The organism is Aeromonas sp. DNP9, assembly GCF_001728955.1.
GTDB classification, from domain to species: domain Bacteria; phylum Pseudomonadota; class Gammaproteobacteria; order Enterobacterales; family Aeromonadaceae; genus Aeromonas; species Aeromonas veronii.
Genome location: NZ_LYSQ01000016.1, coordinates 17,876 through 42,209 on the forward strand (window position 1 = coordinate 17,876; position 24,334 = coordinate 42,209).

The following is a 24,334-nucleotide window of genomic DNA, read 5'->3' on the forward strand; positions in this document are numbered from 1 at the left end:
ACGCTACTCAGACATTTCATGGTAGCAACCACACCGACATTTAAACGGAATTTTTTGATATTTCAGAACATTTAACGGATTTAATCGCATGAGCGAAATCACCAAACAAAAACACCTATCCATCTGGACGTCTATCTTGACCAAGCGAGGTTGACTCACTACTGTGGGCCCCCCGATGCGGCAGGATGCCCGCGCTGTTTTCCCCCTATTCCGATCCGATAAAGGCACAAAGCAGTTCACGACAGGAGGTCATTGTTCAATTTCAGAGGAACACATGATCCAGACCCAACCCAGTGCCAGGGCCTTGCTGCCACTTCTGGTTTTTCTCGCACTCTTTATCGGTACCGGTACCTGGCTGACCCTGCAGGGGGTCGAGTTCGCTTTCTATCAGCTGCCCGCTCCGGTTGCTGCCCTGCCTGCGGTGATGCTGGCCCTGTTGCTTGGCAAAGAGAGCTTCAACAGCAATCTGGAGACCTTCTTCAAGGGGGTCGGCCACAGCAATATCATGGCGATGTGCCTTATCTATCTGCTGGCAGGCGCCTTTGCCAGCGTGGCCAAGGCCACTGGCGGCGTTGACGCCACCGTGGCGCTGGGTCTCTCCCTCATTCCCGGCTGGGCGCTGTTGCCCGGACTGTTCCTCATCTCTGCCTTTATTGCTACCGCCATGGGCACCTCCATGGGCACCATAGGTGCCGTGGCGCCGGTCGCGCTGGGCGTGGCGCAGGCTGCCGGTATCGATCCTGTGCTGATGGCAGGCACCATTCTCTCCGGCGCCATGTTTGGCGATAACCTCTCCATCATCTCCGACACCACCATAGCAGCAACCCGCAGTCAGGGGTGCGAGATGAAGGACAAGTTCCGCGAGAACTTCAAGATTGCGGCCCCTGCCGCCATCGCGGTGATCCTGCTCTATCTGACCCTGGGCTCAGTGGGTGAATCCCCTGCCAGCGGCAGCGCCATCGAGCTGTTCAAGGTGATGCCTTATCTGCTGATCCTGGGGCTGGCGCTCGCCGGAGTGAATGTGTTTGTGGTGCTGGGGATCGGCATTCTGGCCGCCGGAGTGGTGGGCATGATCAACGGCTACGCCATCGGTCAGTTCAGCAAGGATATCTATCAGGGCTTTACCGGCATGCAGGAGATCTTCCTGCTCTCCATGCTCATCGGCGGCCTCGGTGCCCTGATGGAGCGTCAGGGTGGACTGGCATGGATCAGCGAGCGCATCAGCGCCCTGATTGCCCGTTTCACTCGCGAGCACAATGGTGAACAGAACGAGAAAGCGGCCGAGCTCGGCATCGCCGGGGTAGTGAGCCTCACCAACCTCTGCACCGCCAACAACACGGTGGCCATTATCGTTGCGAGCAAGGTGGCCCGGGATCTGGCCGAACACCACGGTGTCACCCCGCGCCGAGCCGCTTCCATGCTCGATATTTTCTCCTGCGTGGTACAGGGTCTGATCCCCTGGGGCGCGCAGGCGCTGCTGCTGGGATCCATCTTCGCCCTCTCGCCGCTAGCCGTGGTGAGCATGAGTTTCTACCCGATGGCGCTCGCGGTAGCGGCACTCATTGCAGTGTTTGTGAAGCACCAGATGCGCGGCAAGGCTGAGAAGTAGCTGACCAGACGCTGGCGCGCCGACATGCCATCAACAGGGGTCACACCCTGGCCCTTGTTGACTCACTATCGGAGCCGCCAGCATTTATCCCACCGTTCCGGGCATCAGCCGTCCGGGACGGGGTTTCCCTGCCCCCCTTAACGTCAAGAGTGAATGTGCTAAGGTAGAGCGCGTTCAAGCCATTGATGCGCAGCTATACCAGAGGTTCCCTATGCATGAGTCCCAACCCGAACGTCAATCCCTGCGCCAACTGGTTCGTCAACGCCGCAAAAATCTGAGTCCGGCCGAGCAGCAAGCGGCGGCCCAACAGCTGCTGGCCCAGTTCAAGCAACACCCCGAGATCCTCGCCGCCAAACGCATTGCCCTCTATCTGGCCAATGATGGGGAGATCAACCCCTTGCCCACCATCCATTGGCTATGGGCCCAGCACAAAGAGGTCTACCTGCCGGTGCTCCACCCCTTTACCCCGGGTCACCTGCTCTTTTTGCGCTATACCGCCACCAGTCCCATGGTGCGCAACCGCTACGGCATCGAAGAACCGGAGCTGGATATCCTGCAGGTGGTGCCCCACAGCACGCTCGATCTTATCTGCACCCCGCTGGTCGCCTTCGATGCTCAAGGTAATCGCCTTGGCATGGGGGGCGGCTACTACGATCGCACTCTCGCCATCTGGCATGAGCACAAACTGGGCCCCAAGCCACTCGGCATTGCCCACGACTGCCAGCAGGTAGATGCCATCCCGCAAGAGGAGTGGGATGTGCCGCTGCCCCAAATCATCACCCCGAGCCACTGCTGGCGCTTTGAATAGGCTGTTTTTGGCAGGCAGCCCCTGCTTTGTGCGCGCAAACGCAGAATAAACAGGCAAACGATTTACAAAGTCCCTCTTTTTGCCCCGGAACGTGAGCAACAAGGTCGCGACGGGGTACCGGGTTGGATATAATGCGCCCGCTTTTTTCTTAAGGAACGATCATGACTCAAGATGAAATGAAGAAGGCGGCCGGTTGGGCTGCGCTCAAGTATGTGGTTCCCGGCACCATCGTCGGGGTGGGCACCGGCTCTACCGTCAACCACTTTATCGACGCGCTGGCGACCATGAAGGACGAGATCAAGGGGGCGGTTTCCAGCTCCGTGGCCTCTACCGAGCGCCTCAAGGGCTTCGGCATCACCGTATATGATCTCAACGAGATCGACGCCCTCTCCGTCTATGTGGATGGCGCCGACGAGATCAACGCAACCCGCGACATGATCAAGGGCGGTGGCGCAGCCCTGACCCGCGAGAAGATCGTTGCCGCCGTCGCTGACAAGTTCATCTGCATCATCGACAACACCAAGACCGTCGACGTGCTGGGCCAGTTCCCGCTGCCGGTGGAAGTGATCCCGATGGCCCGCGAATACGTGGCCCGCGAAATTCGCAAACTGGGTGGTAACCCGGTGTGGCGTGAAGGCGTGGTCACCGACAACGGCAACCACATTCTGGATGTGAAAGGCATGGCCATTACCGACGCCAAGGCGCTGGAAGTACGACTGAACGCCATTGTTGGCGTGGTCACCAACGGCCTGTTCGCCGCGCGCGGCGCCGATGTGGTCCTGATCGGTACGCCGGACGGCGTGATTACCCAGTAATCCCGACACCGGCAGCACAGTGCAGCGGCATCCTCCCTCGCACGCCAGCGCCACTCTGCAACCTCTGACGCAGCAGCGGCGTTGATTGAGCCCCTGGATGGGATATGACCCAAACATTGCACTGTGAATAAATGACGGCGCCTGATGGCGCCGTTTTTATTTATCCCTCAACAAGTTGCATACGGATGTTTACAACATTCGTTGATAACTTCAAAGAATTTGACTTTCGTCACAAATATTCCCTCTCCCAAACGTTTTTGCTACTTTACGGTTTTCTTCGCACACCAAATCTGCACTTACGTTTGCACATACAGAGGGATCGTCATGACTGCCAAGTTTTCGTTGGACAAGGATAAAATCAAGGTTCTGCTGCTGGAGGGGGTTCATCCCAACACCGTAGAAACCTTTCGTGCCGCAGGTTACACCAGTGTGGAGTATCTCAAGACCTCGCTCTCCGAAGAGGAGCTGATCGAGCAGATCCGCGACGTCCATTTCATCGGGCTGCGCTCCCGCACCCAGATCACCGAGAAAGTCCTCGACGCCGCCAACAAGCTGGTCGCCATCGGCTGCTTCTGCATCGGTACCAACCAGGTCGAGCTGGAAGCGGCCCAGATCCGCGGTATTCCGGTCTTCAACGCCCCCTTCTCCAACACCCGCTCGGTCGCCGAGCTGGTTCTGGGCGAGATCCTGCTGCTGCTGCGCGGCATCCCCGAGAAGAACGCCAAGTGCCATCGCGGCGTGTGGGAAAAACTGGCCAACCGCTCGGTGGAAGCGCGCGGCAAGAAGCTCGGCATCATCGGCTACGGCCACATCGGTACCCAGCTTGGCATCATCGCCGAAAGCATCGGCATGAAGGTTTATTACTACGATATCGAGAACAAGCTCTCGCTGGGTAACGCCATTCAGGTGCCGAGCATGGTCGAGCTGCTCAATATGTCTGACGTCATCAGCCTGCACGTACCGGAGACCGCCTCCACCAAGAACATGATCGGTGCCGAGCAGCTGCGGATGATGAAACCGGGCGCCATCTTCATCAACGCCGCCCGCGGTACCGTGGTGGATATCGATGCGCTGGCTGACGTTATCAAGAGCGGCCATATTGCCGGCGCCGCTATCGACGTCTTCCCGGTCGAGCCCAAGTCCAATGACGAGGAGTTCCAAAGCCCGCTGCGTGGGCTGGAGAACGTCATCCTGACCCCGCACATCGGTGGCACCACCCATGAGGCGCAGGAGAACATCGGGCTGGAAGTGGCCAACAAGCTGGTCAAATACTCCGACAACGGCTCCACCCTCTCTGCAGTCAACTTCCCGGAAGTGTCGCTGCCGGGCCACAAGGGCTCCAGCCGCCTGCTGCACATTCACCGCAACCAGCCGGGCGTGATGAACCAGATCAACCAGATCTTCGCCGAAGAGGGGATCAACATCGCCGGTCAATACCTGCAAACCAGCAGCCATATCGGTTACGTGGTGATCGACGTGGAGACCGAGCACAGCGAGAAGGCGCTCGCCAAGCTCAAGGAGATCAACGGCACCATCCGCGCCCGCATCCTCCACTGATAGCCCCTTATCTGCGCAGCAAAAAGCCCGTCGTGATGACGGGCTTTTGTATGAAGCAGAACCCAAAGGCAGCGTAGTTGCTTACCACCATCCCAACAGGTTGCGGCCCACCAGCGCGCCCCATACCAAGGCATTGAGGGCCAGCGCGATAAAGACGGCGGCGGAGCCCAAATCCTTGGCGCGACCGGAGAGCTCATGATGCTCGGAGCCAACCCTGTCTACCACAGCTTCAATGGCGGAGTTGAGGATCTCGACGATCACCACCAGCCAGCTGATGACGATAAGCAGCAGGATCTGGTTGAGAGAATCCCCCAGCCAGAAGGCCAGCGGCATCAGCAACAGGATCAGCATCAGCTCCTGCCGAAACGCCGCCTCGTTGATCCAGGCTGACCTGAGTCCTTTCATGCTGTAACCGGCTGCATTGATGATGCGGGTGACCCCGGTTGCCCCTGGCTTTGCCACGCTATCTACCTCATTTGGAATCGATTTTGGCTTCACATCCTATCAGAGCCCCCCAAGGTTTCAATCAGGGGACTTTTGCTTTATTTTATCTCTTTGCTTTTTCGCCCCTTGCGGCTGACACCACCCACTCGAGACTTGAGTTGTATGTCCATTCACACAGATGAATTGCGCACCCGTCGCCTGGAGTCACTGATCACTCCGAGCGAGCTTGCACACGCGTTTCCGATCACCGATACCATTGCCCAGAATCTGCTGGATGCCCGTCGCGAAGTGGAAGCCATTCTGGCCGGAGACGATCAGCGCCTGCTGGTCATTGTCGGCCCCTGCTCTATTCATGATCCCGCTGCTGCTCGCGAGTATGCCCAGCGCCTCAACGCCCTGCGCGAGCAGTATAAAGAGAGCCTCTGCATCGTGATGCGCACCTATTTCGAGAAGCCGCGCACCATCGTCGGCTGGAAAGGGCTCATCAACGATCCGCGACTCGATGGCAGTTTCGACGTCAACGAAGGGCTGAAACTGGCGCGCAAACTGCTGGTCGACATCAACGAGATCGGCATGCCCACCGCCACCGAATTCCTCGATATGGTGACCGGCCAGTATATTGCCGACCTGATCACCTGGGGCGCCATCGGCGCGCGTACCACCGAATCCCAGGTACACCGCGAGATGGCTTCGGCCCTCTCCTGCCCGGTTGGCTTCAAGAACGGCACCGACGGCAATACCCGCATCGCCATCGATGCGGTGCGCGCCGCCCGTCACAGCCACATCTTCTATTCGCCGGACAAAGACGGCAAGATGACCATCTACCGCACCGCCGGTAACCCCTTTGGTCATGTGATCCTGCGTGGCGGCCACCGCCCCAACTACGACACCGCCAGTGTCGATGAAGCGTGTGAAGCGTTGGCCGATGTGGGCCTGCCGGAGCGTCTGGTGGTCGATTTCAGCCACGGCAACAGCATGAAGGATCACCGCCGTCAGCTGCTGGTGGCGCAAGATATCTGCGATCAGCTGCGCCGCGGCCGTACCGGCATCGCCGGCATCATGGCAGAAAGCTTCCTGGTGGAAGGGCGTCAGGATGTGGAGAACGGCTGCGCCGCCACCTTTGGCCAGAGCATCACCGATGCCTGCCTGTCATGGAGCGACACCGAAACCCTGCTGGCGATGCTGGCAGAGGCCGCGCAGGTACGCCTGAGCAAACAGGCTTGAACTGCGAATAAAACCAAAGGGGCCGGTATTTTTGATACCGGCCCCTTCTTCTTGCTGTCGGCCGATTACGCTTCGCTAATCGGCCCTACATGCGCCCTCTTTCCTGTACACCCGACTTACAAACTGGGCATAAACCACACGCGCCCTGCCGCTTCGATGCGGTCGGTGCGGATCTGGAATACCTGTGCCAGCAGCGCCTCATCCACCAGCTCGACACCCCCTTCGCGCACCACCGAGCCCTGTTGCAGGCAGAGAATGCGGTCGGCCCAGTCAATGGCCAGATTGATATCGTGGATGGCGAGCACCACCAGCAAGCCCTGCCCGGCCAAGGTTTTCAGCAACCGCAACAGCGCCAGCTGGTGATGCAGGTCGAGCCCCGCCAGCGGCTCGTCCAGCAGCAGCACCTTGCCGGTCGGATTGAGGCTCGGCCACACCTGCAGCAGGGTGCGGGCAATCAGCACTCGCTGCTGTTCACCGCCCGACAACCGGCTGAAGTCACGAGCCAGCAAGGCTTCCAGCTCCAGTGCCTCGCACAATGCATTTATCGCCTCGTTCTGTCTGGCAGGTGCAACCATCTCATCGAGCCCCAGGCTCAACACCTGAAACACCGGAATATGAAACAGCTGGGGCTGACGTTGGGGCAGCATGGCGCGCCGTTTGGCAAGCTCGGGCCAACTCATGTCAGTAAGCACTTCCCCCCCCAGCAGCACTGTGCCATCGGCAGGTAAAATCCCCGCCAGCGCCCCGAGCAGGGTCGACTTGCCACTGCCATTGGGGCCGAGCAGCGCCACCAGCTGGCCACCATGCCAGCGGATATCTAGGGGAGAGAGCCGTCCGGCAATGGCGAGTGCGCTCGCCTCCAGCAGCAGCGGCGCAGCAGCACGAGAAGAAACCGGCATGGGATCAGCGGGTGACATCGGCATCTTGCCTCAACAACGGGTAAATAAGGAGACTGCGCGCCCCGACCAAATCATGCAGATATTCATGCAGCACCATCGGCAGCTTGCCTCAATAGCAGGTAGATAAAGAGCGGCGCCCCCACCGAGGCGGTGATGACGCCGATAGGCAACTCCCCCGCGCTCAGGGTGGATCGAGCAACCAGATCGGCCGCCAGCAGCAGGGCCCCGCCGCCAAGCGCCGAGGCAGGCAGCAGAAAGCGCTGATCGCTGCCACCGCAGAGCCGCAGCAGATGGGGCACCACCAGCCCGACAAAACCGATGACACCACACAACGACACCGCCACACCGGTCAGCAGACAGACCGCCAGCACCAGCCGCACCCGCATCTTGTCGACATCCATCCCCATCAGGCGGGCCTGGGTCTCCCCCAACAACAACTGTTGCAGCGCCTTGCCCTGCCAACAGAGCCAGCCCAGGGTGAGCGGCAGCACCAGCCACCACCAGGCAAACTGCTGGCTGCCGTAAGAGAGGCTGCCCATCATCCAGAACATGAATTCACGCAAGGAGCCGTCGTCGGCAAAGTACATCAACCAGGTCATGGCGGCATTGGTAAGAATACCGATGGCGACGCCAAACAACAGCAAGCGGGCATGGCCGAGACGCGCCCGACGAGCCAGCCGAATGAGCAGCATGGTCACCAGCAGGGCGCCACCGAAGGCCGCCAGCGACAGCCCCCAGCCGGGCAGATAGAGGCCGAGGGACTTGGCCACCGCCATCGCCACCATGGCGGCAAGGCCTGCTCCACTCGAGACACCAAGCAGCCCGGGCTCCGCCACCGGATTGTGCAGCATCACCTGCAATACGGCGCCACCACAGGCAAGGGCTGCGCCAGCCAAGAGGGCCAGCAAGGCGCGGGGCAGACGCAGCTCCAGCAGGATGCGCTGTTCGAGATCGCCAAGGGGCTGCCAGGGCAGCAGCACATACTCGCCCCAGACGAGGGAGAAGAGAAACAGCAGCAAGGTCAGCAGCGTCAGGCCACAGAGCCAGCGCCGCTGCCAGCGCTGCTGGCGGGCGATAAGGGAGAGGTACAAGGATAATCCCCGACAATAACTAGGCTTTCCCCGGCCCTGTCACAGCGCCGGGGGAAAGCAGGAAAAGGGCATGATAACAGTGGCTTGCCACCCAAGGTCAAGGCTGGTAACGCTTGGCCATCACGCTTATCTCGCCGCTGGCCACCAGATTTTGCAGCGCCACCAGCAAAGGCTGGCGCAGCGACTGGTGAGGTGAGTGCTTGCTCATCCCCAGATAGAGGGTCACCGGCGTGGCGGGGCGGTAGTCCGCCTTGCCTATCCGGCTTGCATTTCCCTGACTCAGGGCATAGTCCACCTGGCAGTCGGTGCCAATCATCAGCGGCAGGTGACCGCGCTGCACCATGCGCAGCAGCTGATCTTCGGTGGGTACTCCGTGCTTGTCGAGGCGGCTGTCACTGTTGAAGGGCTCAAAGTAGGCGGAGTTGAGCACATAGCCCACCTTCACCCCCTGCAGATCGCGGTATTGGTGGATCCGGGCCACATTGACCGGCTGACCATAAAACGCGGGCCAGCACTGATAGTAGGCAGGCTGCAGATAGTCGATGAACTGCGCCCGCTCGGCGGTATAGGCGAGGCCAATCATCAGATCGACCTGGCCGGTCTGCATCTGCTTGAGCGCCCTGCCCCACGGCATCCGCCGTACCTGCAACTCAATGCCGCTCGCCTGTTGCAACCGGCGCAGGATGTCCATGTCGAGCCCCTGCAACCGGCCATCCGCTTGCAGGATGCGAAATGGCGGCCACAGATCAGTGGCCACCGTCAGCGTCGGGGCCGCACGCACCGGCATGGCAAATAACAGTAACAACACAATCCCGCATAACTTGCCCATCCCGTCGCATACCTCGCACGGCTTATCCTGTTGGTTAAAAATACCCTCCCGCACCACGTATGAAAACCCGTGGTTCAGGGATAAAATGCGCCGGATTTTCAAGGAGAACCCTATGAACCCGATTTTCGCCAGTATCGGTCTGCTGCTCTGCAGCAACGTCTTTATGACCTTCGCCTGGTACGCTCACCTCAAGAGCATGAACCATAAACCCTGGATCATTGCCGCCCTGGTGAGCTGGGGTATCGCCCTGTTCGAATACCTGCTGCAAGTGCCTGCCAACCGCATCGGCCATACGGTGATGAGCGTGGGCCAACTTAAAATCCTGCAAGAAGTGATCACACTCACCGTATTCGTCCCCTTCTCTATCTTCTATCTCAAGGAAGATCTGAAATGGGACTATCTCTGGGCAGGGCTCTGCATTCTCGGTGCGGTCTTTTTTGTCTTTCGCGAGAAACTGACCGGCGCCTGAGGCTGTACACTCAATATCATCCAGCTCATGGCATCTCATTGATCGACGAGGCAAAAAAATGGAATTGCGAGACATGTTACAGATCCTGGCCAAGCAGGATGGCTCAGACCTCTATCTGTCGACCGGCGCGCCCCCCTGCGCCAAATTTAACGGCGGCCTGCGCCCCCTCAACGAAACGCCGCTGGAGCCGGGGGAAGTGGCGCGGATCGCCGCCGAGATCATGGATGGCGAGCAGAAGCAGCAGTTCGAGAAGGATCTGGAGATGAACCTCGCCATCTCCCTGCCCCAGATCGGCCGCTTTCGGGTCAACATCTTCAAGCAGCGCAACGAAGTCTCTCTGGTGGCCCGCAACATCAAGACCGAAATCCCCCGCTTCGAAGATCTGATACTGCCCCCCGTGCTGCTCGACACCATCATGGAGAAGCGCGGCCTGGTGCTGTTTGTCGGCGGTACCGGCTCGGGTAAATCCACTTCGCTGGCGGCGCTTATCGACCACCGCAACCGCAACAGCGGCGGCCACATCATTACCATCGAGGATCCGGTGGAGTTCGTTCATCGCCACCGCAAGAGCATCATCAACCAGCGGGAGGTTGGCGTGGATACCCGCAGCTTCCACGCAGCCCTGAAAAACACCCTGCGTCAGGCGCCGGACGTCATTCTTATCGGCGAAATTCGCGATCGCGAGACCATGGAGCATGCGCTGGCCTTCTCCGAAACCGGCCACCTTGCCATCTCCACCCTGCACGCCAACAACGCCAACCAGGCGCTGGATCGCATCATCAACTTCTTCCCCGAGGAACGCCGTCCGCAACTGCTCAACGATCTGGGCAACAACCTCAAGGCTTTTGTCTCCCAGCGACTGGTGAAAACCACCGATGGCGGTCGCCGGGCCGCAGTGGAGATTATGCTCGGCACCCACACCATCCGCGACATGATCAAGCGCGGCGAATTTGGCGGCCTCAAGGAGGTGATGGAGAAATCCAAGGCCCTTGGCATGGTCACCTTCGACAGTGCCCTGTTCGATCTGGTGGTGGAAGGGGTGATTGAGGAAGAAGAGGCGGTGAAAAACGCCGACTCGGCCAACAACCTGCGCCTCAAGATCAAGCTGTGGAAGGAGAAGGGGCAGATCGCCAGCAGCTGCGATGCCACCGGCTGGAGCCTAGAACCCACCAAGGACGAGAAGGGCGATTTTTTCTAACCAGTTCCTCGAGAACCCTGGGCCCGCCCGGGGTTCTCTTTATCCAGCACGGCTGACCCGAATTATCCGCTCAGCCCACGCAGGTCACTGCCAGTCAGCACCAACGGCGCACGCGCTGGCAATACGCCACATATTCGTCGCCGAAACGGGCGCGCAGCAGCCGCTCCTCCGGCATGATCTGAAAGCGGGTCAACCAGGCCACCAGCACAATTGGCCCAACCCAGACCCAACTTCCACCGAGATAACAGCCCCAAGCGGCCAGCCAGCAGAGCAGCCCCAGATACATGGGATTGCGACTGACACGATAGACGCCACAGGTCACCAGACGACTGGTGTGCTGAGGTTTGGTGGGGCTGACCGTGGTCTGGTGGTGACGAAACCGTTGCAGGGCACCAAAGCCCATGATGGCCCCCGTAACGACCAGTACAGCCATCAGCGCCATTGCCCAGATGCCAGGCTGGCTCTCCCCTCTTAGCCACCACATGGCCCCGGCACAGAGCAGGAAGATCAGCGGTGGTGGCAAACGTAACTCAAGATTGACCATTTTCTTCCCCTGACGAGTGTCGGCCGAACCCGTGTTGCGGTAGACTCCCAACCAGTCAGCGCCTGTTGAGAGTGACAAAGATCATAATAATAACAACAAGTTGTGGTTAAACCACCACCAATGTGGCCGACCCCGTCCAAACTATCCAACGCGAACAACAAAAAGGAATCACCATGCACAAGAAAACTCTGCTGGCTACCCTGATCTTCGGCCTGCTCGCGGGCCAAGCCGTTGCAGCTCCCTATCTACCCCTTGCGACGGATCATCGCAACGGCCAGGAGCAAACCGCCAGCAACGCCTGGTTGGAAGTGGATCTGGGCGCCTTTGAACACAATATCCAGACCCTCAAGGATCGTCTCGGTGACAAGGGCCCGCAGATCTGCGCCATCATGAAGGCCGACGCTTATGGTCATGGCATCGACCTGCTGGTCCCCTCCGTGGTCAAGGCCAATATCCCCTGCATCGGCATCGCCAGCAACGAAGAGGCGCGCGTCGCCCGCGAGAAGGGCTTTACCGGCCGTCTGATGCGGGTGCGTGCTGCCACCCCGGATGAAGTAGAGCAGGCCCTGCCCTACAAGATGGAGGAGCTGATCGGCAGTCTGGTCAGTGCCCAGGGTATCGCCGATATCGCCCAGCGCCACCACACCACCATTCCGGTGCATATCGCCCTCAACTCCGCCGGCATGAGTCGCAACGGCATCGACCTGCGTCTGGCCGATGCCAAACAGGATACGCTGGCCATGCTCAAGCTAAAGGGGATCACCCCGGTCGGCATCATGACCCACTTCCCGGTGGAGGAGAAAGAGGACGTCAAGATGGGGCTGGCCCAGTTCAAACTGGACTCCCAGTGGCTGCTGGAAGCGGGCAAGCTGGATCGCAGCAAGATCACCATCCACGCCGCCAACTCCTTCGCCACCCTGGCCGTGCCGGACGCCTACTTCGACATGGTGCGCCCGGGTGGCCTGCTCTACGGTGACTCCATCCCCTCCCACACCGAGTACAAGCGGGTGATGGCATTCAAGACCCAGGTCGCCTCGGTCAACCACTATGCCGCGGGTAACACCGTCGGTTATGACCGCACCTTTACCCTCAAGCGTGACTCCTGGCTCGCCAACCTGCCGCTGGGCTACTCCGATGGTTATCGCCGCTCCCTGAGCAACAAGGCCTATGTGCTGATCCAGGGTCAGAAGGTGCCGGTGGTAGGCAAGACCTCCATGAACACCATCATGGTGGATGTGACTGATCTGAAAGGGGTGAAACCCGGCGACGAGGTGGTGCTGTTTGGCCGTCAGGGTGAAGCCGAAGTGAAACAGGCGGATCTGGAGGAGTACAATGGAGCCCTGCTGGCGGACATGTACACCATCTGGGGCTACACCAACCCCAAGAAGATCAAACGCTGATCACGCGATATGAAAAAGGGCTCCCGCGGGAGCCCTTGTTGTTATTGCTTCATTGTCTGCCGCGCTCAAGCGGCCTTTTTACGGGTCACAAACAGACTCAGCCCCATGGATGCCAGCAGTATCAACGCGACTACGCCCAGTGCTATGCCGGTCGGGATCTTGAAGATATCCAGCAGCAGCATCTTGACCCCGATAAACATCAGGATCAGCGCCAGACCGTATTTGAGCAGGGCGAAGCGATCAGCCACACCGGCCAGCAGGAAGTACATGGCACGCAGACCCATGATGGCGAAGATGTTGGAGGTCAGCACGATGAAGGGATCCGTGGTCACCGCGAAGATGGCCGGGATACTGTCCACCGCGAAGATAAGATCGCTCACCTCCACCAGCACCAGGATCAACAGCAGTGGGGTGGCATAGCGCACACCGTCACGCCAGACGAAGAACTTCTCCCCTTCCAGGGTCTCGGTCACCTTGAAGCGACGGCGCATCCAGCCCAGCAACGGGTTGTTGGCGAGGTCAGGCTCCTTGTCGGCCGCCCACAGCATCTTGGCACCGGTCAGCAGCAAGAAAGCGCCGAACAGATAGAGGATCCAGTGGAACTGCTCGATGAGCCAGCTGCCCGCGAACACCATGCCGGCCCGCATCACGATGGCACCCAGTACCCCGTAGAGCAGCACCCGGCGCTGCAACTCGGCCGGAATGGCAAAGTAACCGAACAGCATCAGCCAGACGAATACGTTGTCCACTGCCAGCGCTTTCTCGATGAGGTAGCCGGTGAGGAACTCCAGTCCCTTCTGGTTGGCGATTTCACGGCCCGCGCTGTGATCCAGCCAGAGCCAGATGGCCAGGTTGAAGAGCAGGGCCACGCTGACCCAGATAAGGGACCAGACACCCGCCTCTTTGAGAGACACCTTGTGTGACTTGCCGCCACCGACAAAGCGTATGTCTATCCATAACAGGACCAGCACTATGCTGAAGAAACCGGTCCACATCCACCATTCACCCATTTTCACTTCTCCCAAAAACGACAAAACCCACGACCGAGAGGCGTGGGTTTGCGTTTGGAGCAGATACACCTTGCCTCTCGGCAAGGTCTCACTTACAGCTGATTTTCGTCAACTGCCCGGCTGCCGGGTGCACTGCAGGATATGGGTGCACCGTAATGACGACAAACCGGCGAGAAGTTACTCCCCTTGTTGCGCGGATAGTAGCAGCGGTAAAAGATAACGCCAAGAGGCATCTTCACTGCCGTCAAAAATAAATCGGGGCCCCATCAAGGAGCCCCGCAAACAGGTTCAACACATCCCCATCAGAGCGGGTCGACCTTGAGGCAGGAGACCGCGTGATCGAAGTTCCCCTCCAGCACGGGGCGGGTCTTGGCACACTCGGGGCCAGCCACCGGGCAGCGGGTGCGGAACACGCAGCCTGACGGCGGGTTCATCGGCGATGGCAAGTCCCCTTCCAGGATCTGGATCACCTTGTTGCGCTCCAGCTCAGGGTCCGGGATCGGCACAGCAGACATCAGCGCCTTGGTGTAGGGGTGCAGCGGATTGGCAAAGATCTCCTTGCGGGTCCCCAGCTCGACGGCGTTGCCCAGATACATCACCAGCACCCGATCGGAGATATGCTTGACCACCGACAGGTCGTGGGCGATGAAGATAAGCGACAGCCCCATCTCCTTTTGCAGGGATTTGAGCAGGTTGACCACCTGCGCCTGGATAGAGACGTCGAGCGCCGACACCGGCTCATCGCAGATGATCATCTTGGGCTCGAGGATCAGCGCCCGGGCGATACCGATACGCTGGCACTGGCCGCCAGAAAACTCGTGCGGGTAGCGGTTGACCAGGTTGGGCAACAACCCCACCTTGCTCATCATGGCGCGTACCTTCTCCTTCACCTCTTCCCGTGGCAGGTTGGGATAGAAGGTGATGAGCGGCTCGGCAATGATGTCGCCAATGGTCATACGCGGGTTCAGGGAGGCCAGCGGGTCCTGGAAGATCATCTGGATCTCTTTGCGCTTCTCGCGCAGAGCATTCTGATCGAGCTTGGTGAGATCGTCACCCAGCCACACCACCTTGCCATCGGTGGCCGGTACCAGACCGATGATGGCGCGGGCAAAGGTCGATTTGCCGCAGCCGGACTCCCCCACCACACCGAGGGTTTCACCCTCATAGAGACGCAAGGTCACCCCATCGACCGCCTTGAGGTCAGACGGCTTGGCCCAGGGCCACGCCTTGCCACTCTTGATACTGAAGTGGACCTTGAGGTCAGACACTTCCAACAGCAATTTTTTGTCGGCACCCATTTAGTTGGCCCCCTTGTTCATGGCATCCGAAACCCAGTGACAAGCACGCTCCCGACCATCGTTGAACGGAGTCAGGATCGGTGACTGCTGGCTGCAAATCTCGCTGACCCGGTGGCAACGCTCCTGGAAGGGGCAGCCGGTGGGCAGACGCAGCAGGTTGGGCGGATTGCCCGGGATGGTGGGCAGCACTTCCCCTTCGGTATCGAGACGAGGAATGGCGCGCAGCAGGCCTTCGGTGTAGGGGTGGCTTGGGCGATAGAAGATATCGTCGACCTTGCCGTACTCCATGGTACGACCGGCATACATCACCAGCACCTTGTTGCAGATACCGGCGACCACGCCAAGGTCATGGGTGATCATGATGATGGCGGTGTTGAACTCGCGCTTGAGCTCGTTCATCAGAGTCATGATCTGGGCCTGTACGGTCACGTCAAGTGCGGTAGTCGGTTCGTCGGCGATCAGCAGTTGCGGCCGGCAGAGCAGTGCCATGGCGATCATCACCCGCTGACGCATGCCGCCGGAGAACTCGTGGGGATACATGCCCATCCGCTTGCGTGCTTCGGGAATTTTGACCGCATCGAGCATCCGTACCGACTCTTCGAACGCTTCCGCCTTGCTCACCCCTTTGTGCAGCATCAGCACTTCCATCAGCTGATCCTGCACCTTCATGTAGGGGTTGAGCGAGGTCATGGGGTCCTGGAAGATCATGGCGATCTTCTCGGAGCGGATCTTGTTGAGCTTGGACTCCGGCAGGTTGAGGATCTCCTCACCCTGAAACTTGGCGGAACCGGTAATAATGCCGTTTTTGGCCAGCAGCCCCATGATGGCAAAGGCCGTCTGGGATTTGCCGGAGCCGGACTCGCCGACGATCCCCAGGGTTTCACCCGCAGAGAGAGAAAAATTGAGGTCGTTGACCGCCACCACATTGCCGTCCGGGGTCTTGAACTCGACCCGCAGATCTTTCACATCCAGTAACTTCATATAAAAAACTCCTTATCGATCTTTCGTGATGCTTTCCTGTCGACCCGATGCTCGATTAACGATCTTTCGGATCGAGGGCGTCACGCAGACCATCCCCGAGGAAGTTGAAGCAAAACAGGGTCACCACCATAAAGCTGGCGGGGAACAGGAGTTGCCAGATGGCCACTTCCATCGACTTGGAGCCTTCATCCAGCAGGGCACCCCAGCTGGTCATCGGTTCCTGAACCCCAAGGCCCAGGAAACTCAGGAAGGATTCAAACATGATCATGCCCGGCACCAGCAAGGTGGCGTAGACGGCCACGATACCGAGTACGTTCGGTACGATGTGACGGGTGATGATCTTCCACTTGGAGACGCCACAGACGTGGGCCGCCTCGATAAACTCCTTGCTCTTGAGGCTGAGAGTCTGGCCGCGCACGATACGCGCCATGTCGAGCCAGCTCACCGCCCCGATAGCGATAAAGATGAGTGCCAGATTGCGGCCAAAGAAGGTGACCAGCATGATGACAAAGAACATGAAGGGGAAGGCGTTGAGGATCTCCAGTACCCGCATCATCAGGCTGTCGACCCGCCCGCCGATAAAGCCGGAGGCTGCGCCATACAGGGTGCCGATGATGACCGCCACCATGGCGCCCATGATGCCGACCATCAGGGAAATCCGGCCACCCAGCAGAGTGCGCACGAACAGATCGCGCCCCAGGCTGTCGGTACCGAAGTAGTGACCCGCTTCCATATCGGGCGGCGACTGCATGGCGCCCCAGTCCGGATCGTCAAAGGTGTATTGGGACAGATGGGGGCCAAAGATGACCGCCAGACCGATGATGGTCAGAATGATCAGGCTGGTCAGTGCCGCCTTGTTGCGCAGGAAACGGCGACGGGCATCCTTCCACAGGGAGCGCCCCTCCACCACTTCCACTTTTTGCGCGAACGCCTCGACGGCATCGCGTTTTTCAGTTGAAACAACCATGATGAACTCCCGAATTAGTAACGGATCTTGGGATCGATAAAGGCGTAGAGAATATCGACCACAGCGTTAAAGGTGATGGTAAGGGCGCCGACCAGAATGGTCAGACCGAGCACCATGGAGTAATCACGGTTAAGGGCACCGTTGACGAACAGCTGACCGATCCCCGGCAGGCCGAAGATGGTCTCGATCACCACCGAACCTGTGATGATGCCGACAAAGGCCGGGCCCAGATATGAGACCACCGGCAGCATTGCCGGACGCAGCGCGTGTTTCAGGATGATGTGGCGCAGCGGCAAGCCCTTGGCACGAGCGGTCCGGATGAAGTTGGAGTTCATGGTCTCGATCATGCTGCCCCGCATGATCCGCGAGATGGCGGAGATGTAGTACATCATCATGCCGAACACCGGCAGCACCATAAACTGGATGCCACCACCCTGCCAGCCACCGGCAGGGAACCAACCCAGATGAATACTGAAAAAGAGCACCAGCAAGGGCGCCAGCACAAAGCCCGGGATCACCACCCCGGCCATGGCCGACGACATCAGCAGATAGTCGATAATGGTGTTCTGTTTCAGGGCCGCTATGGTGCCGAAGGTGACCCCCAGCAATACGGCGAAGAAGAAGGCCGTGGTCCCGATCTTGGCGGAAACAGGCAGCGCCTGACTCACCAGATCATTGACGGTGAAATCCTTGTATTTGAAAGAGGGGCCCAAATCACCCTGCACCAGGTTGCCCAGGTAAGTGAGATATTGCATGCCAATGGGTTTGTCGAGACCATATTTGGCTTCGATGTTAGCCATCACTTCAGGGGGGAGTGAACGTTCGCTGGTAAAGGGGTTACCCGGGGCGAAACGCATCATGAAGAAAGAGACAGTGATCAAGACCAGCAGAGTCGGGATCGCTTCCAATAGCCGTTTAAAAATGAATTTCAACATAGACATTTCCTGTCCTGTACTGCTTCCAAATGGTCGCGGTTGTAATAAAGGCCCGCCGTCCGGCGGGCCCTGCTTGTTATGCGACTTGTTGCTTTAAATCAATGAGCAATGATGTACATATCTTTGCTGTAGAGGTTATCCAGCGGGTTGGCCGGGTAGCCGCCTACATAGGGTTTGACCATACGAGCAGTCACGTACTGGTAGATGGGGGCGATCGGCATGTCTTTGGCCAGGATCTCTTCAGCCTGGACGTAGAGCTTGTTACGGGCAGCCACATCGACCTGATCACGGGATGAATCCATCAGCTTGTCGAACTCCGGATTGGAGTACTTGCCGTCGTTGTTACCGTGGGTGGTCTGCATCAGATCCAGCATGGAGGAGGCTTCGTTGTAGTCGGCGATCCAGCCGGCACGACCTACGTCAAACTGACCCTGTTTCTTGGTTTCCAGGTAAGTTTTCCACTCCTGGTTGACCAGGCTCACCTGCACGCCCAGCTTCTTCCACATGGAGGCCACGGCCACAGCCACTTTCTTGTGGTTGTCATCGGTGTTGTAAAGCAGCTCGAACTTGAGCGGCTTGCTGGCATCGAAACCGGCTTCTTGCAGCAGCGCCTTGGCCTTGGCATCACGCTCGGCCTGGGTCATCTTCGACCACTCGGGGGCGACCGGCTTGAAGCCATCGACGAAGTCCGGCACCAGGGTGTAACCGGGCGTCTGACCCTGACCCATCACCTTGTCGGCGATCACGTCGCGATCGATGGCATAGGAGAGCGCAGTACGGACACGCACATCGTCAAACGGCTTCTTCTTGACGTTGTACTGGTAGTAGTAAGTACCAACATAACCGGTCACTTTCAGCTCGTCCGGCTTCTCTTTCTTCATCTGCTTGAAGCGCTCGATGGGCATCTGATAGGTGATGTCCACTTCGCCCGCCAGATAGCGGCTCAGATCGGCGTTGGTAGACTGGATGGGCAGATAGACCACCTTGTTGATGACGGTCTTGCCATCGTTCCAGTAGTGCTTGTTGCGCTCCACTTCGACGCGCTCGTTCACCACCCAGTTCTTCAGGGTATAGGCACCGTTGGATACCATATTCTCCGGCTGGGTCCACTTGTCACCGAACTTCTCGATCACCTTCTTCGGTACCGGATAGGTGGTAGTGTGGGAGAGCATGCTGACGAAGTAAGGGATGGCTTTCTCGAGCTGCACTTCGAAGGTGTAGTCGTCGGTCGCCTTCACGCCCAGCGTATCAGCCGGCTTTTTACCTGCGATGATCTCGGAGGCATTGGCAATGGTCGGGATCTCCAGATACCAGGAGTAAGGAGAGGCGGTTTTCGGATCAACGGCACGCTGGAAAGCAAAAACGAAATCGTGGGCAGTGACCGGGTCACCGTTGGACCACTTGGCATCTTTGCGCAGGTGGAAGACGTAGTGCTTGTTATCCTTGGTTTCCCAGGATTCGGCCACCGCCGGGAGAACTTCCCCTTTCGGGCCGGAAGCAACGAGACCCTCGAACAGGTCGCGCAGGATATTGGATTCGACCGTTCCTTCGGTCTTGTGCGGGTCAAGGGTCGCAGGCTCCGAGCCGTTGCCTTTTACCAGTTGCTGGACTTCAGCCAGCTTGGTTCCCGCCGGGACATCGGCAGCCTGAGCCACATTGACGCCACCAAACAGTGCAGCCACCAGCAATGTGTTAATCATTGTTTTTTTATGAGTCATTTCCCTACTCCAACAAGAACATTCCATGCATTTTTTAAAGTGACGGGGTTAAAACCCGCTCCCAGCATAATTCCCTGCCAATTCCGATAATGCAACAGATATTGTCAGGGTAATCGTCATTTTCTGGTCAAAAAATCAGCCGCCATGCCCTTTTTCAGTATTAAAACACCAGCAAAGCGCTCACTTTTCACACAAACGACCGATTCTAGAAAAGACCGGGCAAAAAGCAACCAATAAAAAGCCGGTCACGAGGACCGGCTTTCATAAAGCGGAGCTGGCTCACATCAGGCTGGGGAAAACCCCCTTGATGCCGGCCACCATGATCTCGATCCCCAGCGACATCATGATAAGACCCATGATACGGGTCACCACGTTGATGCCGGTGTTGCCCATGATCTTGAACAGCAGCGGCGCGGCGCGGAAGATGAGCCAGGAGCAGAAAGAGAAGACCACGACAACAACTGACATGCCGAGCAGTTGCTGCCAGTGGCTCTGGCTGGCATAGACAATCACCGAGGAGATGGCACCTGGGCCCGCCATCAGCGGCAACGCCAGCGGTACCACGGCGATAGACTCGCGCACCGCCAGTTCACCCTTCTCCTGTTTGTTGTGCTTCACCTCGCCCAGCTTGCCCTGCAGCATCGACCAGGCAATCAGGGTAATCAGCGACCCACCGGCGATCCGGAACGACGCCAGCGAGATACCGAAACCGTCGAGGATCAGCTGCCCCATATACATGGAGACCAGCAGGATCACCATCACCGCGATATTGGCGGTGGTATTGGTTTTCATCCGCTCGGCCTGGGTATGGTGGCTGGTCAGACTGACAAACACCGGCAACAAACCAAGCGGGTTGATAATTGCGAACAAACCGACAAAAAACTTCAGATACAACGAGACGTCAATTGCTGCCATAGGCGCCTTCCAATAGAGTTTCGGGCCCAGCGGGCCAGTCCATTAATTTCGTGCGTAAATTTACATCATAGCCAGAGCGGGCACCAATCAAATAATCTCACCATTTCGAGGGTTTTTTAGTTAGTTCATCTAATGCATCCGCGCTAACTGGCATAAATCGATGCCAAAAGCCCTTTCTACCGCCCGACACGCGTTAGAAAAGTGAGCGCAAGCCTGCTTAATCATGACCAGAGAGTCCGATGATGACTGACCGAATGACCAAGCGACTCGAGAGGATCCAGGCTTTGCCTTCCCACTATTTCAGGCCAGACATCACTTCATTGACTCGGCAAGAGAGCAACAATGCAAAAACCGGGAAAGCGGGCAGAAATAGCCTCCTTGGGGAATAAAGCGGATTAGTCATGGATTAAAACAACAATCATTTTTGCAACAAACGCTGGAATAAAGTGCGTTTGTCGGTGATTTTGAAACCGATTCACTCATATTTGCTAACCTATACCGCCAAAATAGCTCTGTAATACTATGGCCGAGTGCAATTAACCACTTGATAAATGTGGTTTATTACTCTGCATTAACAAGTCTCTCACCTTTCCCTTTGATGCACATTCCGATAACATCAATCAAACAAGGATTGTGAAATAAAATTTCTTTTGTTCTTTTGTTACACATGATCCAGATCAAGTTTTTCTGAGTCAGCCCCGCTCTATAATCGACTCAGAAAGCGATTTAGTAAGGCATGTGAAAAAGCTGTTGCAACGATACCGTCTTGACAGGGCGACTATAATTGCCGGGCATTGCCAACGTCTTACTAAACAGTTTTCAAATAATCAGGAGATAAACATGGCAGTAACCAATTTGGCTGAACTGGATGCACTGGTCGCCCGCGTTAAGGAAGCCCAGCGTGAATTCGCCAGCTTCTCTCAAGAGCAGGTAGACAAGATCTTCCGTGCCGCCGCCCTGGCCGCCAACAACGCCCGTATCCCCCTGGCCCAGATGGCCGTGGAAGAATCCGGTATGGGTATCATCGAAGACAAGGTTATCAAGAACCACTTCGCCTCCGAATACATCTACAACAAGTACAAAGACGAGAAGACCTGCGGCATTCTGAGCGAAGATGATCAGATGGGTACCATCACCATCGCCGAGCCGGTAGGTATCATCTGTGGTATCGTTCCGACCACCAACCCGACCTCCACTGCGATCTTCAAATCCATGATCGCGCTCAAGACCCGCAACGCCATCATCTTCTCCCCGCACCCCCGTGCCAAGAACTCCACCAATACCGCTGCCAAGCTGGTACTGGATGCAGCTGTTGCCGCTGGTGCGCCGAAAGACATCATCGGCTGGATCGACCAACCGTCTGTTGAGCTCTCCAACGCCCTGATGAAGCACGAAGACATCAACCTGATCCTGGCCACCGGTGGCCCGGGCATGGTGAAAGCAGCCTACTCCTCCGGTAAGCCTGCTATCGGCGTGGGTGCCGGTAACGTACCTATCGTTATCGACGAAACTGCCGACGTGAAGCGTGCCGTTGCCTCCATCCTGATGTCCAAGACTTTCGATAACGGCGTGGTCTGTGCTTCCGAGCAGGCAGTCATCGTTGTTGATGCCATCTACGACCAGGTTAAAGAGCGCTTTGCATCCCACAAGGGCCACGTGCTCTCCAAAGAAGATGCTGACAAGGTGCGTAAAGTCATCCTGATCAACGGTGCCCTGAACGCCAACATCGTTGGCCAGCCAGCCACCAAGATTGCCGAGATGGCAGGCGTGACTGTACCGGCTGATACCAAGATCCTGATCGGTGAAGGCGTCAAGCTGTGTGCAGAAGACGAGTTTGCTCACGAGAAATTGTCACCGCTGCTCGGTATGTTCCGTGCAAGCAGCTTCGAAAACGCCGTAGATATGGCCTGTGACATGGTCAACATCGGTGGTATCGGCCACACATCAGGTCTGTACACCGACCAGGACCGCAACGCTGACCGCATCAAGTACTTCGGCGACAAGATGAAGACCGCGCGTATCCTGATCAACACTCCGTCTACCCAAGGCGGTATCGGTGACCTGTACAACTTCGCAATGGCACCGTCCCTGACCCTGGGTTGCGGCTCCTGGAGCGGTAACTCCATCTCCGAAAACGTGGGTCCGAAGCACCTGATCAACAAGAAGACAGTCGCAAAACGGGCAGAAAACATGCTGTGGCACAAACTTCCGAAATCCATCTACTTCCGTCGTGGTTCCCTGCCGATCGCTCTGAGCGACCTGGAAGGTAAAAAGCGTGCCATGGTCGTAACTGACCGCTTCCTGTTCAACAACGGCTACGCCGATGAACTGGTCAGCCTGCTGAAAGCACAGAATATGGAAGTGGAAGTGTTCTACGAAGTAGAAGCTGACCCGACCCTGGCTGTGGTTCGCAAGGGTGCCGAGATGGCCAACTCCTTCAAACCGGACGTTATCCTGGCGCTGGGCGGTGGTTCACCGATGGATGCGGCCAAGATCATGTGGGTGATGTACGAGCACCCGAACACTGCGTTCGAAGATCTGGCCATGCGCTTCATGGACATCCGCAAGCGTATCTACAAGTTCCCGAAAATGGGCGTGAAGGCCGAACTGGTCTGTATCACCACCACTTCAGGTACCGGCTCTGAAGTCACTCCGTTTGCAGTAGTAACCGATGAAGTGTCTGGTCAAAAGTATCCGCTGGCTGACTACGAGCTGACCCCGAACATGGCCATCGTTGATGCCAACCTGGTCATGGGCATGCCGAAGTCCCTGTGTGCCTTCGGTGGTATCGATGCCGTGACTCACGCCATGGAAGCCTATGTTTCCGTACTGGCTAACGAGTACTCCGACGGCCAGGCGCTGCAAGCCCTGAAAATGCTGAAAGAGTACCTGCCGTCCAGCTACCAGAACGGTGCCAACGACCCGATCGCTCGTGAGAAGGTGCACAATGCTGCCACCATCGCCGGTATCGCGTTCGCCAACGCCTTCCTGGGTGTGTGCCACTCCATGGCTCACAAACTGGGTGCCGAGTTCCATATTCCGCACGGTTTGGCTAACGCCCTGCTGATCAGCAACGTCATCCGCTACAACGCGAACGACAACCCGACCAAGCAGACTGCGTTCTCCCAGTACGACCGTCCGCAGGCTCGTCGTCGTTACGCCGAAGTCGCTGACCACCTGGGTCTGACTGCTGCCGGTGACCGTACCGCTGCCAAGATCGAGAAGCTGCTGACCTGGCTGGACGAGCTGAAGGCTACCCTGGGTATCCCGGCCTCTATCCGCGAAGCTGGCGTGACTGAAGCTGACTTCCTGGCCAAGGTTGACCAGCTGGCTATCGAAGCCTTCGATGACCAGTGCACCGGCGCCAACCCGCGCTACCCACTGATCAGCGAGCTGAAGCAGGTGCTGCTGGACTCCTACTACGGTCGTCCGTTCACCGAAGCCGCTCCGGTAACTGCTGCCCCGGTTGAAGCCAAGGTTGAAGGCAAGAAGAAATCCAAGGCCTGATAACCAGTCCTGAGATAACAAGCCCGCGCACTGCGCGGGCTTTTTTTATCTGCCACTTATCACAGCGATCCTCTCTCCAGCCGATTGCGGTAGTGCAGCCCCTAACGTCCCAACCA

21 protein-coding genes are annotated in these 24,334 nt (G+C 58.0%); 9 read left to right on the top strand and 12 right to left on the bottom strand.

Annotated elements, in window-relative coordinates; translation table 11 throughout:
• Window positions 1-274 precede the first annotated feature (274 nt).
• The 4 genes from A9G06_RS12265 (at window position 275) to serA (ending at window position 4,789) form a co-directional block, all read left to right on the top strand.
• Window positions 275-1,609, top strand: coding sequence for a Na+/H+ antiporter NhaC family protein (locus A9G06_RS12265; RefSeq protein ID WP_069555428.1), 1,335 nt, complete (start codon window positions 275-277; stop codon window positions 1,607-1,609).
• Window positions 1,610-1,820: 211 nt separating this feature from the next.
• Window positions 1,821-2,417 carry a 5-formyltetrahydrofolate cyclo-ligase gene (locus tag A9G06_RS12270; protein ID WP_069555429.1) on the top strand — a complete coding sequence of 199 codons (597 nt, stop codon included), beginning with the start codon at window positions 1,821-1,823 and terminating at the stop codon, window positions 2,415-2,417.
• 161 nt (window positions 2,418-2,578) lie between these two features.
• Window positions 2,579-3,232, top strand: coding sequence for a ribose-5-phosphate isomerase RpiA (rpiA, locus tag A9G06_RS12275; RefSeq protein WP_005353106.1), 654 nt, complete (start codon window positions 2,579-2,581; stop codon window positions 3,230-3,232).
• 324 nt (window positions 3,233-3,556) lie between these two features.
• Window positions 3,557-4,789, top strand: a complete 1,233-nt coding sequence (gene serA, locus A9G06_RS12280; RefSeq protein WP_005337639.1) for a phosphoglycerate dehydrogenase — start codon at window positions 3,557-3,559, stop codon at window positions 4,787-4,789.
• Window positions 4,790-4,870: 81 nt separating this feature from the next.
• Here serA and A9G06_RS12285 read toward each other — a convergent pair whose 3' ends face one another.
• Window positions 4,871-5,251 (bottom strand): diacylglycerol kinase, encoded by a 381-nt coding sequence (locus tag A9G06_RS12285; RefSeq protein WP_069555430.1) that lies wholly within the window; start codon window positions 5,249-5,251, stop codon window positions 4,871-4,873.
• A gap of 144 nt (window positions 5,252-5,395) precedes the next feature.
• Between A9G06_RS12285 and A9G06_RS12290 the strand changes: the two genes are divergently transcribed.
• Window positions 5,396-6,457 (top strand): 3-deoxy-7-phosphoheptulonate synthase, encoded by a 1,062-nt coding sequence (locus tag A9G06_RS12290; RefSeq protein WP_064336455.1) that lies wholly within the window; start codon window positions 5,396-5,398, stop codon window positions 6,455-6,457.
• A 116-nt stretch (window positions 6,458-6,573) separates the two neighbouring features.
• Here A9G06_RS12290 and A9G06_RS12295 read toward each other — a convergent pair whose 3' ends face one another.
• From A9G06_RS12295 to A9G06_RS12305, 3 genes are all read right to left on the bottom strand, one after another.
• Entirely contained in the window at window positions 6,574-7,374 is an 801-nt protein-coding gene (locus tag A9G06_RS12295) for an ATP-binding cassette domain-containing protein (RefSeq protein WP_069555431.1), read from the bottom strand.
• A 65-nt stretch (window positions 7,375-7,439) separates the two neighbouring features.
• Complete coding sequence (btuC, locus tag A9G06_RS12300) at window positions 7,440-8,447, bottom strand: vitamin B12 ABC transporter permease BtuC (protein ID WP_069555432.1); 1,008 nt, start codon at window positions 8,445-8,447, stop codon at window positions 7,440-7,442.
• A gap of 97 nt (window positions 8,448-8,544) precedes the next feature.
• On the bottom strand, window positions 8,545-9,276 hold the full coding sequence (locus A9G06_RS12305) for an ABC transporter substrate-binding protein (RefSeq protein WP_021230624.1): 732 nt from the start codon (window positions 9,274-9,276) through the stop codon (window positions 8,545-8,547).
• 112 nt (window positions 9,277-9,388) lie between these two features.
• On the opposite strand from A9G06_RS12305, the gene A9G06_RS12310 reads away from it, so the two are divergent.
• Both A9G06_RS12310 and tapW read left to right on the top strand, forming a co-directional pair.
• Window positions 9,389-9,745: a DMT family protein gene (locus A9G06_RS12310; protein ID WP_005353120.1), complete on the top strand. Its 357-nt coding sequence runs from the start codon at window positions 9,389-9,391 to the stop codon at window positions 9,743-9,745.
• A 58-nt stretch (window positions 9,746-9,803) separates the two neighbouring features.
• Complete coding sequence (gene tapW / locus A9G06_RS12315) at window positions 9,804-10,943, top strand: type IVa pilus ATPase TapW (RefSeq protein WP_069555433.1); 1,140 nt, start codon at window positions 9,804-9,806, stop codon at window positions 10,941-10,943.
• A 94-nt stretch (window positions 10,944-11,037) separates the two neighbouring features.
• On the opposite strand, the gene A9G06_RS12320 is transcribed toward tapW, so the two are convergent.
• The gene (locus tag A9G06_RS12320) at window positions 11,038-11,487 is read right to left on the bottom strand and encodes an isoprenylcysteine carboxylmethyltransferase family protein (protein ID WP_069555434.1); all 450 of its coding nucleotides are present in this window, start codon (window positions 11,485-11,487) and stop codon (window positions 11,038-11,040) included.
• A gap of 173 nt (window positions 11,488-11,660) precedes the next feature.
• On the opposite strand from A9G06_RS12320, the gene alr reads away from it, so the two are divergent.
• A complete protein-coding gene (alr, locus tag A9G06_RS12325) occupies window positions 11,661-12,887 on the top strand; it encodes an alanine racemase (RefSeq protein WP_069555435.1) in 1,227 nt (408 codons plus the stop codon).
• Between the two features lie 65 nt (window positions 12,888-12,952).
• Here the strand turns inward: alr and A9G06_RS12330 are convergent, their stop codons facing one another.
• The 7 genes from A9G06_RS12330 to A9G06_RS12360 form a co-directional block, all read right to left on the bottom strand.
• Complete coding sequence (locus tag A9G06_RS12330) at window positions 12,953-13,897, bottom strand: TerC family protein (RefSeq protein WP_005337664.1); 945 nt, start codon at window positions 13,895-13,897, stop codon at window positions 12,953-12,955.
• A gap of 302 nt (window positions 13,898-14,199) precedes the next feature.
• Window positions 14,200-15,195, bottom strand: coding sequence for a murein tripeptide/oligopeptide ABC transporter ATP binding protein OppF (oppF, locus tag A9G06_RS12335; RefSeq protein WP_005337666.1), 996 nt, complete (start codon window positions 15,193-15,195; stop codon window positions 14,200-14,202).
• Window positions 15,196-16,176 (bottom strand): ABC transporter ATP-binding protein, encoded by a 981-nt coding sequence (locus A9G06_RS12340; protein ID WP_069555436.1) that lies wholly within the window; start codon window positions 16,174-16,176, stop codon window positions 15,196-15,198.
• Between the two features lie 55 nt (window positions 16,177-16,231).
• Window positions 16,232-17,143 (bottom strand): oligopeptide ABC transporter permease OppC, encoded by a 912-nt coding sequence (gene oppC, locus A9G06_RS12345; RefSeq protein ID WP_005347162.1) that lies wholly within the window; start codon window positions 17,141-17,143, stop codon window positions 16,232-16,234.
• Window positions 17,144-17,157: 14 nt separating this feature from the next.
• Complete coding sequence (gene oppB / locus A9G06_RS12350; RefSeq protein ID WP_069555437.1) at window positions 17,158-18,078, bottom strand: oligopeptide ABC transporter permease OppB; 921 nt, start codon at window positions 18,076-18,078, stop codon at window positions 17,158-17,160.
• Window positions 18,079-18,176: 98 nt separating this feature from the next.
• The gene (locus tag A9G06_RS12355; protein WP_069555438.1) at window positions 18,177-19,796 is read right to left on the bottom strand and encodes an ABC transporter substrate-binding protein; all 1,620 of its coding nucleotides are present in this window, start codon (window positions 19,794-19,796) and stop codon (window positions 18,177-18,179) included.
• A gap of 279 nt (window positions 19,797-20,075) precedes the next feature.
• Window positions 20,076-20,711 carry a YchE family NAAT transporter gene (locus tag A9G06_RS12360; RefSeq protein WP_005337678.1) on the bottom strand — a complete coding sequence of 212 codons (636 nt, stop codon included), beginning with the start codon at window positions 20,709-20,711 and terminating at the stop codon, window positions 20,076-20,078.
• A gap of 840 nt (window positions 20,712-21,551) precedes the next feature.
• Between A9G06_RS12360 and adhE the strand changes: the two genes are divergently transcribed.
• Complete coding sequence (gene adhE, locus A9G06_RS12365) at window positions 21,552-24,218, top strand: bifunctional acetaldehyde-CoA/alcohol dehydrogenase (RefSeq protein ID WP_019446648.1); 2,667 nt, start codon at window positions 21,552-21,554, stop codon at window positions 24,216-24,218.
• The last annotated feature ends 116 nt before the right edge of the window (window positions 24,219-24,334 follow it).